Below are 16,101 nucleotides of genomic sequence, written 5' to 3'. Positions count from 1 at the left end.
CCTCCTCAGACGAGCGCCGGGTCGGGGCGGGGAGCCGCGGGCTGGTCGTCGACCGGCCGGCCGAGAGCCAGGTCGGGGTGCGCGCCCCGGGCCGCGTACCGGGCGAAGATGATCCAGTTGGCGACCACGAGCGCGCCGAGCAGCAGGGTGAAGCCGATCAGCGAGGCGAGCATGAGCCCGCCGCTGGCCGGGGTGACCGCGTCGGTGGTGCTGAGCAGCCCGTAGACCGCCCAGGGCTGGCGACCGACCTCACGGGTGATCCAGCCGGAGATCGAGGCGAGGAACGGCAGCGGTACGGCGAACAGCAGCAGGTAGAGCGGGAACCGGAGCCGGATGATGTAGTCCCGCCAGCAGAGCGGCACGAGCACGGCGAGGAGCAGCAGACCGAATCCGATCATGATCATCAGTTCGAGCGGGACACCGGTCCATGCCGGTGGCGAGTAGTCGCCAGGCCCGAACCGGGTGGTCCACTCGTCTATCAGCGCGGCGCTGTCGGCCGGGTCGCCGCCGAGCTTGGTGGGCTGGGTGGTGGCGAGCACGACGAACTGCGCGAAGCCGAAGCCGACCGTGGCGATCGTGGCGACCGTCGTGGTGACCAGGCCGATCCGCAGCGACCGCCGGAAGAGGTCGTGGTCGGGCGTACGCCGGATCAGGTGCCAGGCGCTGACGCCGGCCATCAGAATCCCGCCGGTGACCAGCGCGGCGGCGACGACGTGCCCGAGCGCGCTGCCCAGCGCGGGGTTGGTGAGCAGGGCGCCGAAGTCGGTGAGGTGCGCGACGCCGTCCTCGATCCGGTAGCCGACCGGGTTCTGCAGCCACGCGTTCGCGACCATGACCCAGAACGCCGACAGGTACGCGGTCAGCGCGACGCCCCAGAGCAGCGCCAGGTGTACGCCCCGCCGCAGCCGGTGCCAACCGAAGATCCACATGCCGAGGAACGTCGACTCGAGGAAGAACGCGACCAGCGTCTCCATCGCCAGCGGCGCCCCGAAGACGTTGCCGACGTAGCGGGACAGCCCGCTCCAGTTGAGCCCGAACTGGAACTCCAGCACGATGCCGGTGCCGATGCCGAGCACGTAGTTGATCACGTAGAGGGTGCCCCAGAAGCGCAGCAGCCGCTCGTACTCCGGTTTCTTGGTCACGAACCAGGCGGTGTGCAGGTAGACGAGCAGGGTCACGAGGCCGAGCGTCACCAGTACGAAGAGGAAGTGCGCCGAGGTCGTCGTGGCGAACTGCAGGCGCGCGAGGAGCAGCGGGTCCATGGCCACCCTCCGGTCTTCGGGCCCAGGTCGGGCCACCATTGCGGGGCAGGCTACACGTAGTTTGCCTACCTATAGGAGTCGGTATCTCGCGTGCCCGGGCGGCTGGCCGGGCTCAGGAAACGAAGAGGGTGACCGGTATTGACACCAGCAGCGCCGCCACGCCCAGTGCCGACGCCACCCGCAGTCGCGGCGGCCGGCCGGTCACCCGCAGCCGACTCACCCGGGCGTCGAGATGGCTGTCGGCGATGCCGAGCGCCCCGGCCGGGGTCACCCGCGACGGCGCGGTCGCGAACCGCAGCAACGCCGCCGCCAGCGACTCGTCGGCGTGCAGCCGCCGCGCCTTGTCGTCGGCGCGCATCTCCACCAGCAGCGCCACCTCGTCGTGCGCCGTACGCACCCAGCGCACCCAGGGCAGCGCCCGGCACAGCGCGGTGAACGGCAACAGCACCAGATCGTGCCGCTCGTCGGCGTGCGCCCGTTCGTGGCTGAGCACCGCCGCCAGCTGCGACCGGTCGAGCAGGGAGAGGGTGCCGGCACTGACCACCACACGCGGCCGTACCCCGGGCAGGCAGTAGGCCGCCGCGCTCGGATGGTCGAGGACCAGCGCGCCCGGCACCGCCGGATCGTTCCGCGCCACCAGGGTCAGCAGGTCGCGGTGCCGGCGCTGGACGCGCAAGGCGCCGAGCAGGCTGCGGGCCAGCGTCCCGAGCAGCGTCGCGGCCACCCCGAACCCGATCCCGACCAGCCCCAGGTGCACCACGGTCATCCCCGCCGGCAGCCGGCCACCGAACAGGTCGGTCGCCAGCATCCACAGGGCCGCGCCGGTGCCCGTCCCGTACGGCCCGAGCCCCAGCGCCATCGGCAGGCCGATCGCCGACAACCCGAACGCCAGGCCGAGCGCCTGCCAGCACACGATCGCCACCCGCGGACTGTGCCACGTCCACGAGCGACCCAACCAACCCGTACGCAGCAGCACCTGGGCGGTCACATAACAGGCCAGGAGTGACGCGGCGAAGTGGACGGCCTGAACCACCGGATCAGCCTCGCCGGTCCGCGGCCTCGTCCGCCATGGCCGGCTCGGCCTCGGCGGCCAGCGCCGCCCGCAGCACGTCGGCCTCGGTTCCGGTCACCGACCGGGCGAACCGCACCAGTGCCGCGTCCCGGCTGCCGGCCAGGTCGAGCGCGTCCAGCATCAACTGGGCGATGTATGCCTCGCGGGTCGCCGCCGGCCGGTAGCTCCAGGCCCGGCCCTCGCGCTCGCGCTCGACCATGCCCTTGCCGGCCAGCCGGTCGAGGACCGTCATCACCGTCGTGTAGGCCAGCTCGCGGTCGTGCAGTGCCTCGGCGACCTCGCGGACGCTCACCCCGACCCGCCCGTCAGCGGCGGGGCCGCGATCCCACAACACGTCCATCACGGCCCGCTCGAGGTCACCCAGTCGTATCACGGGCTAAGCCTACAGCGTGTAGTAGATGCCCGGTGCGGTCAGATCCCCCGGGGATGCCAGACTGTCTTGGTCTCCAGCAACGCGGTCATCCGGTGCACGCCCGGGTCGGCCGACCAGTCCGGTGCGTCCGCCGGCGGGCGGAGCACCCGCTTCAGGTTCTCGGCCGCCGCCCGCTCCAGGTCGGCGGCCAGCTCCGGCTCGGTCACCCCGGTCAGGTCGACGGCGTTCACGTCCATGTGCGCGGCCAGCCACGGCGCGGTCTCGGCCACCCGGCCGGTCAGGATGTTGACCACCCCACCCGGCAGGTCGGAGGTGGCCAGCACCTCGGCGAGGGTGATCGCCGCCAGCGGCGACTCCTCGGCCGCCAGCACCACCACCGTGTTGCCGGTCACGATCGCCGGCGCGACGACACTGACCAGGCCGAGCAGCGCTGGCGTCGACGGCGCGACGACCGCCACCACCCCGGTCGGCTCCGGCGCCGACAGGTTGAAGTACGGGCCGGCGACCGGGTTGGCCCCGCCGTACACCTGGGCGATCTTGTCGGCCCAGCCGGCGTACCAGACCCACCGGTCGATCGCCTCGTCGACCTCGTCGGCCGGCAGCCCCAGTCCGACGAACTGGTCGCGGCGGCCCTCCAGCATCTCGGCGATCCGGTAGAGGATCTGCCCCCGGTTGTAGGCGGTCGCCCCGGACCACCCCTTCACCGCCGCCCGCGCCGCGACGACCGCGTCCCGGGCGTCCTTGCGCGAGGCCAGCGCCACGTTCGAGTCCTGCACCAGATACGACCGTCCCGACTCGCTGCGCGGGAACTTCCCGCCGACGAACAGCTTGTACGTCTTACGCACCGCCACCCGCTGCCGCTCAGACATCGAGGTACGCCTCCAGCCCGTGCCGGCCACCCTCGCGGCCGTAGCCCGACTCCTTGTAGCCGCCGAACGGCGAGGTCGGGTCGAACTTGTTGAACGTGTTGGCCCACACCACACCGGCGCGCAGCCGGTCGGCCATCCACAGGATCCGGGAACCCTTCTCGGTCCAGATCCCGGCCGACAGCCCGTACGGCGTGTTGTTGGCCTTCTCGACCGCCTCGGCCGGAGTGCGGAACGTCAGCACCGACAGCACCGGGCCGAAGATCTCCTCGCGGGCGATCCGGTGCGCCTGGGTGACCCCGGTGAAGATCGTCGGGGCGAACCAGAAGCCGCGGTCGGGCAACTCGCACGGTGGCGACCAGCGCTGGGCGCCTTCCTCGGCGCCGATGTCGGACAGCGTACGGATCCGGTCCAGCTGCTCCGCCGAGTTGATCGCGCCGATGTCGGTGTTCTTGTCCAGCGGGTCACCGACCCGCAGCCGGGCCATCCGCCGTTTCAGCGACTCCAGCACCTCGTCGTACGCCGACTCCTGCACCAGCAGCCGCGAACCCGCGCAGCAGACGTGGCCCTGGTTGAAGAAGATGCCGTTGACGATGCCCTCGACCGCCTGGTCGACCGGCGCGTCGTCGAAGACGATGTTGGCGGCCTTGCCGCCCAGCTCCAGGGTGACCTTCTTACGGGTGCCGGCCACCGAGCGGGCGATCTGCTTGCCGACCTGCGTCGACCCGGTGAACGCCACCTTGTCCACGCCGTCGTGCTCCACCAGCGCCCGGCCGGTCTCGCCGGCCCCGGTCACGATGTTGACCACGCCCGGCGGCAGGTCCGCCTGCTGGCAGATCTCGGCGAACAGCAGCGCGGACAGCGGCGTCGTCTCGGCCGGCTTGAGCACCACCGTGTTGCCCGCCGCCAGCGCCGGCGCGATCTTCCAGGCCAGCATCAGCAGCGGGAAGTTCCACGGGATCACCTGGCCGGCCACGCCCAGCGGGCGCGGGTCCGGGCCGTACCCGGCGTGGGTCAGCTTGTCGGCCCAGCCCGCGTAGTAGAAGAAGTGCGCCGCCACCAGCGGGATGTCGACGTCACGCGACTCGCGGATCGGCTTGCCGTTGTCGAGCGACTCCAGCACCGCCAGCTCCCGGCCGCGCTCCTGGACGATCCGGGCGATCCGGTAGAGGTACTTGGCCCGGTCCCGGCCGGGCATCGGGCCCCACACCCTGTCGTACGCCTTCCGGGCGGCGCGTACCGCGCGGTCGACGTCGGCCGCGCCCGCCTCGGCGACCTCGGCGAGCACCTCCTCCGACGCCGGGTTCACCGACTTGAAGCTGCCGCCGTCGGCCGGATCGACGAACTCGCCGCCGATGAACAGCCCGTACGACGGCTTGAGGTCGACCACGGCGCGCGACTCGGGCGCCGGGGCGTATTCGAAGACACCCATGATCAGTCCAGCGTGAAGTAGTCGGGGCCGGAGTAGGCGCCGGTGGTCAACTTGGTCCGCTGCATCAGCAGGTCGTTGAGCAGCGTCGACGCGCCGAACCGGAACCAGTCCGGGTCGAGCCAGTCTTCCCCGGCGGTCTCGTTGACCAGCACCAGGTATTTGACCGCGTCCTTGGTGGTGCGGATGCCGCCGGCCGGCTTGACCCCGACCTGCCGGCCGGTGCGGGCCCGGAAGTCGCGTACGGCCTCCAGCATCACCAGCGTCACCGGCAGCGTCGCCGCCACCGGAACCTTGCCGGTGGAGGTCTTGATGAAATCGCCTCCGGCCAGCATCGCCAGCCACGAGGCGCGGCGCACGTTGTCGTACGTCGCCAGCTCGCCGGTCTCCAGGATCACCTTCAGGTGCGCGGCGCCGCACGCCTCCTTCACGGCGGTGATCTCCTCGAAGACCTCCAGGTAGCGGCCGGACAGGAAGGCACCCCGGTTGATCACCATGTCGATCTCGTCGGCGCCGGCCGCCACCGCCGCCCGGGTGTCGGCGAGCTTGACCTCCAGCGGCGCCTGCCCGGACGGGAACGCGGTCGCCACGCTCGCCAGGTGCACCCCGGTCCCGCGCAGCACCTCGGCCGCCACCGGCACCATCGCCGGATAGACGCAGACCGCCGCCACCGCCGGACAGGAGGGGTCGGCCGGGTCTGGGCGCACCGCCTTCGCCGACAGCGCGCGGACCTTGCCCGGGGTGTCGGCGCCCTCCAGCGTGGTCAGGTCGACCATCCGGATCGCCAGGTCGATCGCCCACGCCTTGGCCGTCGTCTTGATCGACCGGGTGCCGAGCATCGCGGCCCGCTGCTCCGCGCCCACCTGGTCGACACCGGGCAACCCGTGCAGGAAAGCACGAAGAGCCGCCTCTGACCCTGTCACATGGGACAGCTCGGACACCGTTGTCGCCGTCATACGCCCGAGTCTACGCACGCGCCGATCCCGCGATCCGGCTCGCGCGCCCATCGACGGACGCCCCATCCACTCACGCCCGGTACGGGGCCGACGGGTACGCCCACGCCTCGGTAAGGGCAGGTGCGTACGGGCGGGTAGGTTGAGCGATCGTGGACGTACTCGTAGTTGATCATGTTCTGGCCGGCTCGCGACTCACCGCGATGCGCGACGCCCGCACCGACTCGGCGGCGTTCCGCGCCGCCCTGCACGAACTCACCACCATGCTCGTGTACGAGGCGGCCCGCACCTTCCCCGCCGAGCGCTACCCCATCGAAACCCCGGTCGGCCCCACCCAGGGCACCCGGCTCGCCAACCCGCCACTGCTCGTACCGGTCCTGCGCGCCGGCCTCGGCATGGCCGACGCCGCCCTCGCCCTGCTTCCCGAATCGTCGATGGGCTTCGTCGGCCTCGCCCGCGACGAACACACCTACGAGCCCCGCGCCTACATGGAGTCGCTTCCCGCCGACCTCACCGGCATCCCGGTCCTCGTCCTCGACCCGATGCTCGCCACCGGCGGATCGCTCGAACACTGCTGCCGGCTGCTCACCGAACGCGGCTGCACCGACATGACCGTGCTCTGCGTACTCGCCGCCCCCGAAGGCATCGACCGGCTGCGCCGCTCCGGCCTGCCGCTGCGCGTCGTCACCGCCTCCATCGACGAAGGGCTCAACGACCGGAAGTTCATCGTCCCCGGCCTCGGCGACGCCGGCGACCGCCAGTTCGGCGGTATGCCCCGGTTCTGAGTTTGCTGGCCTCGCCTGCGGCTCGGCTGGCTGAGCTGGCTGGCCCTCGCTCCGCGAGGGCTGGCTCGCTCCGCTTCGCGCCGCCTAATCGCACCGTCTTCGCCCTGCGGGCCGCGACCGCTTCGCGGCGCGGTCCTCGGGCTCCAGACGGTGCGGCGGCGCTCGGTCGACTCGCGACTCCGGTCACGGTCAGAGCTGTCCGTCGATTGCTTCTTCGGGGTGTTTCGGTTTGCGGTGGTTGCGGGCGAGTGGCTGTCTGCTTTGTCGGGATCGTTGGCTTTGTCTGAGGGTGTGCGTTGTTGATCTGAGCGGGAGAGACCCTATCCAGCCCGGATAGGGTCTCTCCCGCTCAGATCAACATCCTTCGGCGGCTTGCCGGCGAAGGGCAGCAGGCGGCGTCAGCTCCAGCTCCAGCTTTGGGCCTTGCCGTCCTTGAAGGGCATGACGCCGTGGAAGACGCGGGGCTCGGGGGCGAAGACCAGGGGCAGGAAATGGTGGTCGCTCTCCCACATCGGCACCCGGCCGGCCAGGATGTCGGCCAGGTCGGTCCAGAGCAGGGTGCCCTCGGGGCAGTCCTGCTTCGGCTCGCCGGTCCAGGACGGGATACGGAAGACGAAGCCAAACCAGTTCTCGCCGGACCGCCCGAAGCCCGGCCACGACACCGTGCCGGCCAGCTCGACGGTCTCGCAGTCCAGGCCGGACTCCTCGTGGATCTCGCGGCGCATGCCGGCGACCACGTCCTCGCCCGGCTCCAGCTTGCCGCCGAGGCCGTTGTAATACCCGTAGTGCAGGTCGTCGGGGCGGGCGTCGCGGCGGAGCATCAGCACCTGCCGGCGGTCGGGGGACAGCACGTAGCCGAGCGTCGCGATGATGGCCTGCACCGGGCCACCTTAAGCGAACCGGTCCGGCCGGGCCGGGGGGACCGTAGGCGCGGCCGTCCGGCGGCCCGACCGCGAAGAGCGGTCCGGCCGAGAGGAACGGTCCGGCCGAGAGGAACGGTCCGGCCGAGAGGAACGGTCCGGTGGCGAACAGCGGTCCGGTGACCGGGCCCGGTGGCGGGGGACCGGCCCGGGCGCTGGTGCGACGGTCGGTACACCCGGATACGGCGCCGCCGGCAGCGGCGACGGAGCGTGTCTACGATCGGACGGCCAGGATGGATGCGGGACATGCGCGGACCGACTACCGTTCCGGGCCATGACGTCTGTTGCTCTCGCCGAAGAGCTGCTGCTGCTGGCCTACGACGACGAGTCCGGTAAGGCGACCGGCTCGCGGATCGGCCTGGACCTGGGGATGGCCGCGGCGGTGCTGGTCGACCTGGCGCTCGCCGGCCGGTTGGCCTATTCCGATGGCTCGATGGTCGTGATCGACGAGACGCCGACCGGCTCACCGCTCGCCGACGAGGTGCTGGCCCGGATCGCGGCCGACACCCCGAACAGCCCGGCCGCCTGGGTGCAGCGGCTGCGGCACGGCCTGCGCGACCGCGTGCTCGCCGGCCTGGTCGCCCGTGGGATCGTCCAGGATGTCGACGAGACCGCCCTCGGGTTCATCCACGTGCACCGCTACCCGATGACCGACGCGACGGCCGAGACCGATGCCCGGGACCGGCTGGCGAAGGCGCTCACCGGGGACGGGACGCCCGACGAGCGTACGGCCGCACTGGCCACCCTGATCGCCGCCGTGCGGATGGAGCCGACCCTCGGGCTCAGCGGCTCCGCCATCGACGACGCGCACCGCCGGCTGCAGGAGATCGCCGGCAGCGCAGGGTTCGGCGGCACGGTCAGCCTCGACGAGTCGACCGTACGGCCGTCGGTGGCGCTGGTGATCGCCACGCTGACCCGGGCCATCGACGCCGCCCTCGGCGCCCGCGCCTGACCACCGGCCGCCGGGCCACCTGACCGTCCCGGCCGGCGGGCCGCCGAGCCCTCGAGCCGCCTGACCGTCCCGGCCGCCGAGCCCTCGAGCCGTCCGGCCGACGGGCAACAGCAGCCCGGGCGCCCGCACCGGTCGGCCCGGGCGCCCGGTGTCGGTCACCAGATACCGAGCGCGGCGGCGGTTTCGGTGCGCAGTGCCTGCAACGACGCGGCCGCCCGGCCCCGGGCCCCGGGGACGTCGTCCGCGGCGACCGGTTCGATCACCTCGAGGTACGCCTTCAGTTTCGGCTCGGTGCCGGAGGGGCGTACGACGACCCGGGTCGACGCGGTGCGCAGGATCAGCACGTCGGCGGCGGGCAGCAGGTCCTCCGTGGACGTGACCGGCTCGTCGAGCAGCGTGTCGGGGGTGCGGTTGCGGATGTGGGTCATGGCGGCGTCGATCTCGGAGAGGTCGTCGACGCGTACCGAGAGCTGGTCGGTGGCGTGCACCCCGAACTCGGCGGCCAGCTCGTCGAGCCGGCCGGTGAGCGTACGGCCCTCGGCCTTGAGCCCGGCGGCGAGTTCGGCGACGGTCAGCGCGGCGGTGATCCCGTCCTTGTCGCGTACGTGGTCGGGGGCGACGCAGTAGCCGAGCGCCTCCTCGTAGCCGTAGGCGAGGGGCTCGTCGCCCGCCCCGGCCCGGACGATCCACTTGAAACCGGTGAGTGTTTCGTCGAACGGCAGGCCGCGGGCGGCGCAGATGGTCCGCAGCATCGACGACGACACGATGGTGGTGGCGTAGAGGCCGGCCCGGCCCCGGCGGATCAGGTGGTCGGCGAGCAGTATGCCGACCTCGTCGCCGCGCAGCATCCGCCACTTCCCGCCGTCGGGTACGGCGACCGCGCACCGGTCGGCGTCGGGGTCGTTGGCGATGGCGATGTCGGCGCCGGTCTGCTCGGCGAGGGCTGTCAGCAGGTCGGTGGCGCCCGGTTCCTCGGGGTTGGGGAAGCTGACCGTCGGAAAGTCGGGGTCGGGTGCGGCCTGCTCGGTGACGACGGCGGGGGTGCCGAAGCCGGCGCGGGCGAAGGTGGCGGTGAGCACGGTAGCCCCGACCCCGTGCAGCGGCGTGTAGGCGATCGTCAGGTCGCGTGGCCCGTCCCGGTCGACCACGGCGGCGGCACTGTCCACGTACGACTCGACGAGGTCTTCGCCGAGGACGGTGCCGGGGTCGCCGAGCGGCACCGCGGACAGCGGTCCGACGGCCCGGATCGCCGCCTCGATCTCGGTGTCGGCGGGGGGCACGATCTGGGCGCCGGCGCCGGACGGGCCGCCGAGCGCGGTTCCCAGGTAGACCTTGTAGCCGTTGTCCTGGGGCGGGTTGTGGCTGGCGGTGACCATCACACCGGCCGCCGCGCCGAGCCGTCGTACGGCGTAGGCCAGGACCGGGGTCGGCAGCGGGCGGGGGAGCAGGACGGCCTCCCGGCCGGCACCGGTCGCCACCTTGGCGGTCTGCTCGGCGAACGCCCTGGAGCCGTGCCGGGCGTCGTACCCGATGACCAGCGGGCCGTCGGCGTCGCGGGCGGCGAGCCAGGCGACCAGGCCGGCGGCGGCCTGGGTGACGACGGCGAGGTTCATGCCGTTGGGGCCGGCCCGTAGCGGCCCGCGCAGCCCGGCGGTGCCGAAGGTCAGCGGCCCGGCGAACCGGTCGGTGAGTTCGGCCGCGCTGCCCGGCAGCCGGTCGATCACCTGCCGGAGTTCGTCGCGGGTGGCGGGATCCGGGTCGTCGTCGAGCCAGATCCGGGCGCGCTCGCGCAGTTCGTCTAGTCCGGTCGTGCCGGTGCCGGTTGCCATCCCGTCTTGATAACACGGGCCGGCCCGGTATGCCGCCCCGGCCCGGCCGTCCCGCCGGGACCGGGATCCGGCCGGGATACGCCGCGGCCCCACCCCGCCGGAGCGGGATGGGGCCGCCGGTGGTCTGGCGACGGCTATCCGTTGCCGGTCACCTGGAAGGTGCGGGTCATCTCGTCGAAGACCGGCCGGCTCTCCTCGAACCGGGTCTCGGGCGAGGTCAGGTAGAACGAGTAGGCCGTGCCGTTGGCGATGACGGCCTGCCACACGCCGTGCCGCTTGGTCTCGCCATCACCGCAGGTGTATTCGAGTTCGGCGGCCGGCTGGCCGGCGAGCTCGACCTGACGCAGGACGATCTGGTTGTACGGCTTGGCGCAGGAGGAGGCGTTCTTGTCCAGCCGCCCGGCGGCGGCCTGGAGGAAGCGCATCGGGTCGGTGTTGGCCTTCTCCACCAGGATGCGTACCCGCCGGCCGGAGTCCTCCGGGTCGGTGAAGTCGATCCACACCCCGGTGCCGGTCTGCTTCCAGTCCTTGGGCACGTTGACCGACAGCCCGCGTTCGGCGTGCGTCTGCACCTCGAACGCCGGCCCGGCGGGTTCGGTGGGCGCGACCACCGGTGGCGTGGACGGTGCCTCGTCGTCGGAGCCGTTGAAGACCACGAAGGCGCCGATCAGCAGCAGCACGGCCAGCCCGCCGGCGGCGGCGAGCTGGATCTTGCGCGGCCAGCCCTTCACTGTGGTGATCAGGGAGTTTCCGGTGCGCTGTACGCCGGCGACGGCCTGCGAAACGGCACCCGGCCCACCTTGGGCGGGCGGTGCCGGGGCGCCGACGGTGACGACCGGGGCGGCGACGGTGGCCGGGCCGGGCGGCGGCGACGGTCGGGCGGCGACGGTCGGGCCGACCTGGGTGGCCGCCGCGTTCACGCCGCCGGGCGCCCAGGCCTGGGCGGTCGGCTCGTCCCACCGTTGCGGTTGCGGTGCCGGCATCTCGCCGGTCGCGCCGGGGTTGTCGGGGTCGAGCCCGGCGGCCGCGTACTGGGCCGGGGTCGGCATCTGCCGGCCGGCCTTCCGCAGCGCGGCGAGCCGGTCGGTCAGCGACTCGCCGGGGGCGATCATCGCCCGGCCGCCGATGTTGCCGGTCGGCGCCGGCTGCGAGGGCTTCGCGGGCGGCGCCGCTGCCGGCGCCGACCCCGCTGGCGCCGCCGGGGGGGTCGGCGGCTGCCAGGCCGGCCGCTGCGCGGGTACGACCGAGTAGGGATCGGTCGTCAGGTGGCCCGGTGCCTTGCTGGCGAGCTGGCCGGCCAGTAGTTCCCGGAGCATGTTGCGGGCGGTGTGGGTGTCGAGCCGGCGGGCCGGGTCCTTCTCCAGCAGCCCCATCAGCATCGGTCCGAGTACGCCGGCCCGGGTCATCGGCGCGGGCGGGTCCTCGACCACGGCGTGCATCGTCTCGATCGGGTCACCGCGGTCGAACGGCGGACGACCCTCGACGGCGGTGTAGAGCGTGACACCGAGGGAAAAGAGATCGCTGGGCGGCCCGAACTCGCTGCCCATGGCCCTTTCGGGAGAGATGAAGTGCGGCGAGCCGAGAACCATGCCAGGGGTCGTGAGCTGCACGTCCGTCGGCATCCGGGCGACACCGAAGTCGGTGAGTACGCAGCGGCCGTCGGAACAGATCAGCACATTGGCGGGCTTCACGTCGCGGTGCAGTACTCCGATTGCGTGCGCCACCTCCAGTGCGCCGAGCAGCGCGATGCCGATCTTGGCGACCGCCCGGAGGGCCAACGGGCCGTCCTCGATCACCATGTCGGCGAGGCTGCGGGCGTCGAGCAGTTCCATCACGATCCATGGCCGACCGGCTTCGGTGACCACGTCGTAGACCTGCACGACCGCGGGGTGTTGCAGGGCCGCCGCGGCCCGCGCCTCGCGCAGTGTGCGTTCGTACATGGCGTCGCGGTCGCTGGGGGCGAGTCCGGGCGGGAGGATGACCTCCTTCACCGCCACGTCGCGGCGCAGCAGCGTGTCGGCTGCCCGCCACACCGTGCCCATGCCGCCGTGGCCGACGGCTGCGCGAAGTGCGTACCGTCCGCCGATTGTGGTGCCTGGTGCCGCGCGTCCGCTGGTAGGGCTGATTGGTCCGCCACTCCACGTCGGAATTTGAGTCACAGGAAATGCCGCCGAGGTAATCGAGGGTCCCGGATAACAACCCCTCTATCTTGGCGGTTGGGATGCCAGAAGGAAAAGGCGAGGGTGGACCTCGATCCGAAGTTGACTGGTTGCAGCCGCACCGTTGCCCTAAGTCCCGAAAGTTGTACGCAGCGTGCGGGATCCCTTACCCGTTCGGCGGAGTGTGGATCCGGCGAACGTGCTCCATTCGCCGAAAGGGGCGTCCCGCGGCCCGCATACGGTCGGCGAAGACTGTGGGACGCTGCGTAACGTGGGGTGTCCGGGTCGACGGGCCCCGCCGGGCCGAAGGTGGGTGCCGCTGCCGCGGACCGTCGTTTCGTCACGCCCCGTAGGGGCTGGGGTGTATCGGCCGGACCTGCGGGTACCTACGGTGGGTGACGGCGACGGACCGCCTGTGCGGGCGAAACGTGCGCGGGTGTGGCACGGTGGGGGCGGGCTCGGGTCTGATCGATGTTCGCCGTACGCGTTCGTCAGGACTGGACGACACCTCCACTTGGTGGTGGTCTAGGGGTTTACGTCCGTTTTGTTATGCACCCGACGTGACCATCGCGACTGTCACACGTTGTAGGAGGTGTGCGAGACATGGCGGCGAACGAAACCAGTGCACACGCTGCCGCGCGAGCAACTCAGCAGGGATTTCGTGACTCTGTGCGATCTGAATACTACCGTAACGAAGTTGCGCAGCGTCACCGTCCTCGGTCTAGGCTGTCCAACGGATCACAAACTTCTACTGATCGAGAATTCGACGTGACGAGTGCGTTGACACTGCCCACCAGCAGTCCACTGGCGTCGTCCTGGCCCGAAACTCCGCCCGGGGCCGACGCGTTGCCCGGTCAGCTCGACCGCTGGCTCGCCTCCCGTGGAGCCGAACTGGTAAGCGTGCGTCGCCACATCCACGCGCATCCCGAGCTGTCCCACCAGGAGTTCGAAACCGCCGCGCTGATCGCCCGCGAGCTGGCCGTGGCCGGTCTCAACCCGCGCCTGCTGCCCAAGGGCAACGGAGTCATCTGCGACGTCGGCGAAGGCGACCGGGTCATCGCGCTGCGCGCCGACCTCGACGCGCTGCCGCTGCCCGACACCAAGGACGTGCCCTACCGCTCCACGGTCGACGGGGTGGCGCACGCCTGCGGGCACGACGTACACACCACCGTCCTGCTCGGTGTCGGCCTCGCGCTCGCCCAACTCGCCGACCGCGACGAGCTGCCCGGCCGCGTACGCCTGCTCTTCCAGCCGGCCGAGGAGGTCATCCCGTCCGGCGCACCCGAGGTGATCGCCGCCGGTGGGCTGAACGACGTGGCCGCGATCTACGCGTTGCACTGCGCCCCCCAACTGGCCGCCGGCCTGGTCGGCGTCCGCTCCGGGCCGCTGACCGCCGCCGCCGACACCGTCGAGGTCCGGCTCACCGGCCGGGGCGGGCACACCGCCCGCCCACACCTGACCGCGGACCTGATCCACGCGCTCGGCCGCGTGATCGTCGACGTACCGGCCCTGCTCGACCGGCGGATCGACGCCCGCGCCGGCGTCTCCATGGTCTGGGGACGGGTGCACGCCGGCGAGGCGTACAACGCCATCCCCGGCGAAGGCAGCATCAAGGGCACCGTACGGATCCTCAACCGCGAGGCGTGGCGGGAGGCGCCCGAGCTGATCAGCCAGCTCGTCAAGGACGTCGTCGCCGGCACCGGTGCCGAGGCCGAGGTGGTCTACACCCGGGGCGTTCCGCCGGTGATCAACGACCGGATGGCATCGGCGATCGTCGCGGGCGCCGCCGGGGCCGCGCTCGGACCCGACAGTGTCGTCGAAGCCGAGATCAGCATGGGCGGCGAGGACTTCGCCTTCTACCTGGACCAGGTGCCCGGTGCGATGATCCGGCTCGGCACCGGCGTTCCGGGCGTCGACAGCGGCTTCGACATCCACCAGTCCGCGTTCGACGTCGACGAGCGGGCGATCGGGTACGGCGTGCGGGTGATGGTGCACACCGCGCTGGCCGCACTGGCCGCCGGCACGTTCTGAGTTGGTTGGCCCTCGCTCGGCGAGGGCTGGCTGAACTGGTTGGCCCCGCCTCCGGCGGGGCTGGCTCGCTCCGCCTGAACGCACCGTCTTCGCCCTGCGGGCCGCGACCGCTTCGCGGCGCGGTCCTCGGGCTCCAGACGGTGCGGCGGCGCTCGGTCGACTCGCGACTCTGGTCGCGGTGAATTGATAGCCCTGGTCGTGGTCTACCCGCGACCTTGCTCGTGGTCTGTTCGCGGCCCCGGTCGCGGTCGAGTTCGTCGTCGTCTGCTGCGTTGAGGGGCCGGGCCGTCATACGGCCCGGAAGTGGCTGACGGTGCTGGGCCGGTCCGCCCACCCACTCCCATAGGGGAGTTTGGGGTGGGTGGGCGGACGTGGCTCGAACCAGTGGCCGGCCCGGCGGTCGCCGGTCAGGACCGCGGGGGTGCGGTGACCGTGGCGGGCTCGACCGGCGGGCGGCGGTTGCGGCGCCGGAGCAGCCAGACGAGTGCGGCCACCGGCAGGCCGAGCACGATCAGCCACGGCAGCAGCGCGCCGACGATGGTCAGCAGCACCAGCAGCGATGTGACGAACATCTCCCAGCCACCCTTGAGGCCCTGGACGAAGCCGAGTTCCTCCCCGTCGCGCTCCGCCTCGGGGCCGAGCAGCACCAGGGTGATCGTGGACAGCGCGGTCAGGTCGTCCAGCCGGCGCTTCTTCGCCTCCAGCGAGGCCAGGTCGGCCTCCCGCTTGGCCAACTCGCTCTCGAGCATCACCAGTTCGGTGAGGTTGGTGGCGCGGGCCAGCAACTGCCGGCCGCTCTCCACCCGGGCCCGCTGGCTGGCGAGCCGGGCGTCGAGGTCGAGGGCCTCCTCGGTGACGTCCTGCGTACTGATGTCGCGCTGCTCCTGGTCACCGAGCCGGGCCAGGTCGTCGACGACCTGGCCGAACCGGTTCGCCGGGATCCGCAGCTCCAGTGAGGCGGTCGAGCGCCGGTCGTCGCTGGTGCGCTTGTCCACCCCGACGAACCCGCCGGCCCCGGTCGCGATCGCGGTCGCCCGTCCGGCGGCCCGTTCGACGTCGTCGACCCGTACGGTGATCGAACCGGTGTAGATGATCGCCCGCTCGTCGATCCGGAACCGCACCGGCGCGCCTGCCGCCGGCTGCCCGGCCCCGGGCCCGCCGCCGGCCTCCGGCGCCGCCGCCACGTCGTCCTGCCCGGACTGCTGCTGGTGGTACGGCGCCGCCGAGTCCGCCGTGGACTCCGTGGTCGAGCTGCACCCGGTGAGCGCGAGCGCGGCCGCCACGCCAACGGCGGTCAGGACCACGCCGACCCGTCGTACTGCCATGTCCCCCTCCGATCAGTGCCGTCGCCGGCCCACCCGGTGGCGGTTGCGTCCGCCCACCGTCCGGCGATCCGTCAGACGCGCGGCGCGGGTACGCCGGTTCCGGCAGACTTCCGGGGAGACATCTCGATTCGGTGCCGAGGGAGTC

Annotated in this window: 13 protein-coding genes; 3 read left to right on the top strand and 10 right to left on the bottom strand. The window is 72.1% G+C overall.

Translation table 11 applies throughout. The features are described 5' to 3' along the window. Positions 1-5: 5 nt before the first annotated feature. From QCD66_RS32270 to deoC, 6 genes are all read right to left on the bottom strand, one after another. On the bottom strand, positions 6-1,262 hold the full coding sequence (locus QCD66_RS32270; RefSeq protein ID WP_364211799.1) for a cytochrome ubiquinol oxidase subunit I: 1,257 nt from the start codon (positions 1,260-1,262) through the stop codon (positions 6-8). Between the two features lie 112 nt (positions 1,263-1,374). Then, positions 1,375-2,295, bottom strand: coding sequence for a M56 family metallopeptidase (locus QCD66_RS32265; protein WP_364211801.1), 921 nt, complete (start codon positions 2,293-2,295; stop codon positions 1,375-1,377). 4 nt (positions 2,296-2,299) lie between these two features. Beyond that, positions 2,300-2,707, bottom strand: a complete 408-nt coding sequence (locus tag QCD66_RS32260; protein ID WP_357538845.1) for a BlaI/MecI/CopY family transcriptional regulator — start codon at positions 2,705-2,707, stop codon at positions 2,300-2,302. Positions 2,708-2,745: 38 nt separating this feature from the next. After that, positions 2,746-3,576: an aldehyde dehydrogenase family protein gene (locus QCD66_RS32255; RefSeq protein WP_364211805.1), complete on the bottom strand. Its 831-nt coding sequence runs from the start codon at positions 3,574-3,576 to the stop codon at positions 2,746-2,748. Further along, positions 3,569-5,005 carry an aldehyde dehydrogenase family protein gene (locus QCD66_RS32250; protein ID WP_364211808.1) on the bottom strand — a complete coding sequence of 479 codons (1,437 nt, stop codon included), beginning with the start codon at positions 5,003-5,005 and terminating at the stop codon, positions 3,569-3,571. The genes QCD66_RS32255 and QCD66_RS32250 overlap by 8 nt, the downstream gene beginning before the upstream one ends. 2 nt (positions 5,006-5,007) lie before the next feature. Then, the gene (gene deoC / locus QCD66_RS32245; RefSeq protein WP_364211811.1) at positions 5,008-5,958 is read right to left on the bottom strand and encodes a deoxyribose-phosphate aldolase; all 951 of its coding nucleotides are present in this window, start codon (positions 5,956-5,958) and stop codon (positions 5,008-5,010) included. Positions 5,959-6,107: 149 nt separating this feature from the next. Here deoC and upp point away from each other — a divergent pair, with 149 nt between their 5' ends. After that, positions 6,108-6,740, top strand: a complete 633-nt coding sequence (gene upp / locus QCD66_RS32240) for a uracil phosphoribosyltransferase (protein WP_375732926.1) — start codon at positions 6,108-6,110, stop codon at positions 6,738-6,740. Between the two features lie 398 nt (positions 6,741-7,138). On the opposite strand, the gene QCD66_RS32235 is transcribed toward upp, so the two are convergent. Beyond that, entirely contained in the window at positions 7,139-7,621 is a 483-nt protein-coding gene (locus QCD66_RS32235; RefSeq protein WP_364211817.1) for an 8-oxo-dGTP diphosphatase, read from the bottom strand. 313 nt (positions 7,622-7,934) lie between these two features. Between QCD66_RS32235 and QCD66_RS32230 the strand changes: the two genes are divergently transcribed. Continuing rightward, positions 7,935-8,612: a GPP34 family phosphoprotein gene (locus QCD66_RS32230; RefSeq protein ID WP_357538839.1), complete on the top strand. Its 678-nt coding sequence runs from the start codon at positions 7,935-7,937 to the stop codon at positions 8,610-8,612. Positions 8,613-8,767: 155 nt separating this feature from the next. Here the strand turns inward: QCD66_RS32230 and QCD66_RS32225 are convergent, their stop codons facing one another. Both QCD66_RS32225 and QCD66_RS32220 read right to left on the bottom strand, forming a co-directional pair. After that, positions 8,768-10,441 carry a phospho-sugar mutase gene (locus tag QCD66_RS32225; RefSeq protein ID WP_375732925.1) on the bottom strand — a complete coding sequence of 558 codons (1,674 nt, stop codon included), beginning with the start codon at positions 10,439-10,441 and terminating at the stop codon, positions 8,768-8,770. A gap of 134 nt (positions 10,442-10,575) precedes the next feature. Continuing rightward, a complete protein-coding gene (locus QCD66_RS32220; protein ID WP_364211823.1) occupies positions 10,576-12,600 on the bottom strand; it encodes a protein kinase domain-containing protein in 2,025 nt (674 codons plus the stop codon). Between the two features lie 768 nt (positions 12,601-13,368). On the opposite strand from QCD66_RS32220, the gene QCD66_RS32215 reads away from it, so the two are divergent. Continuing rightward, positions 13,369-14,631, top strand: a complete 1,263-nt coding sequence (locus tag QCD66_RS32215; RefSeq protein ID WP_364211826.1) for an amidohydrolase — start codon at positions 13,369-13,371, stop codon at positions 14,629-14,631. A 407-nt stretch (positions 14,632-15,038) separates the two neighbouring features. Here the strand turns inward: QCD66_RS32215 and QCD66_RS32210 are convergent, their stop codons facing one another. Continuing rightward, positions 15,039-15,956, bottom strand: coding sequence for a DUF4349 domain-containing protein (locus QCD66_RS32210; RefSeq protein WP_375732924.1), 918 nt, complete (start codon positions 15,954-15,956; stop codon positions 15,039-15,041). Positions 15,957-16,101: the final 145 nt, after the last annotated feature.

This window comes from Polymorphospora sp. A560, assembly GCF_045781765.1.
In the GTDB taxonomy this organism is placed as follows: Bacteria; Actinomycetota; Actinomycetes; order Mycobacteriales; family Micromonosporaceae; genus Polymorphospora; species Polymorphospora lycopeni.
Note: the sequence above shows the minus strand (reverse complement) of the source record. Positions and strands in the feature narration are given on the sequence as shown.

Bases quoted from the DNA above. Each gene is read 5' to 3' on its own strand.
- QCD66_RS32270 (WP_364211799.1), bottom strand. From the start codon at position 1,262: ATGGACCCGCTGCTCCTCGCGCGCCTGCAGTTCGCCACGACGACCTCG.
- QCD66_RS32255 (WP_364211805.1), bottom strand. From the start codon at position 3,576: ATGTCTGAGCGGCAGCGGGTGGCGGTGCGTAAGACGTACAAGCTGTTC.
- QCD66_RS32250 (WP_364211808.1), bottom strand. From the start codon at position 5,005: ATGGGTGTCTTCGAATACGCCCCGGCGCCCGAGTCGCGCGCCGTGGTC.
- deoC (WP_364211811.1), bottom strand. From the start codon at position 5,958: ATGACGGCGACAACGGTGTCCGAGCTGTCCCATGTGACAGGGTCAGAG.
- QCD66_RS32230 (WP_357538839.1), top strand. From the start codon at position 7,935: ATGACGTCTGTTGCTCTCGCCGAAGAGCTGCTGCTGCTGGCCTACGAC.
- QCD66_RS32225 (WP_375732925.1), bottom strand. From the start codon at position 10,441: ATGGCAACCGGCACCGGCACGACCGGACTAGACGAACTGCGCGAGCGC.
- QCD66_RS32210 (WP_375732924.1), bottom strand. From the start codon at position 15,956: ATGGCAGTACGACGGGTCGGCGTGGTCCTGACCGCCGTTGGCGTGGCG.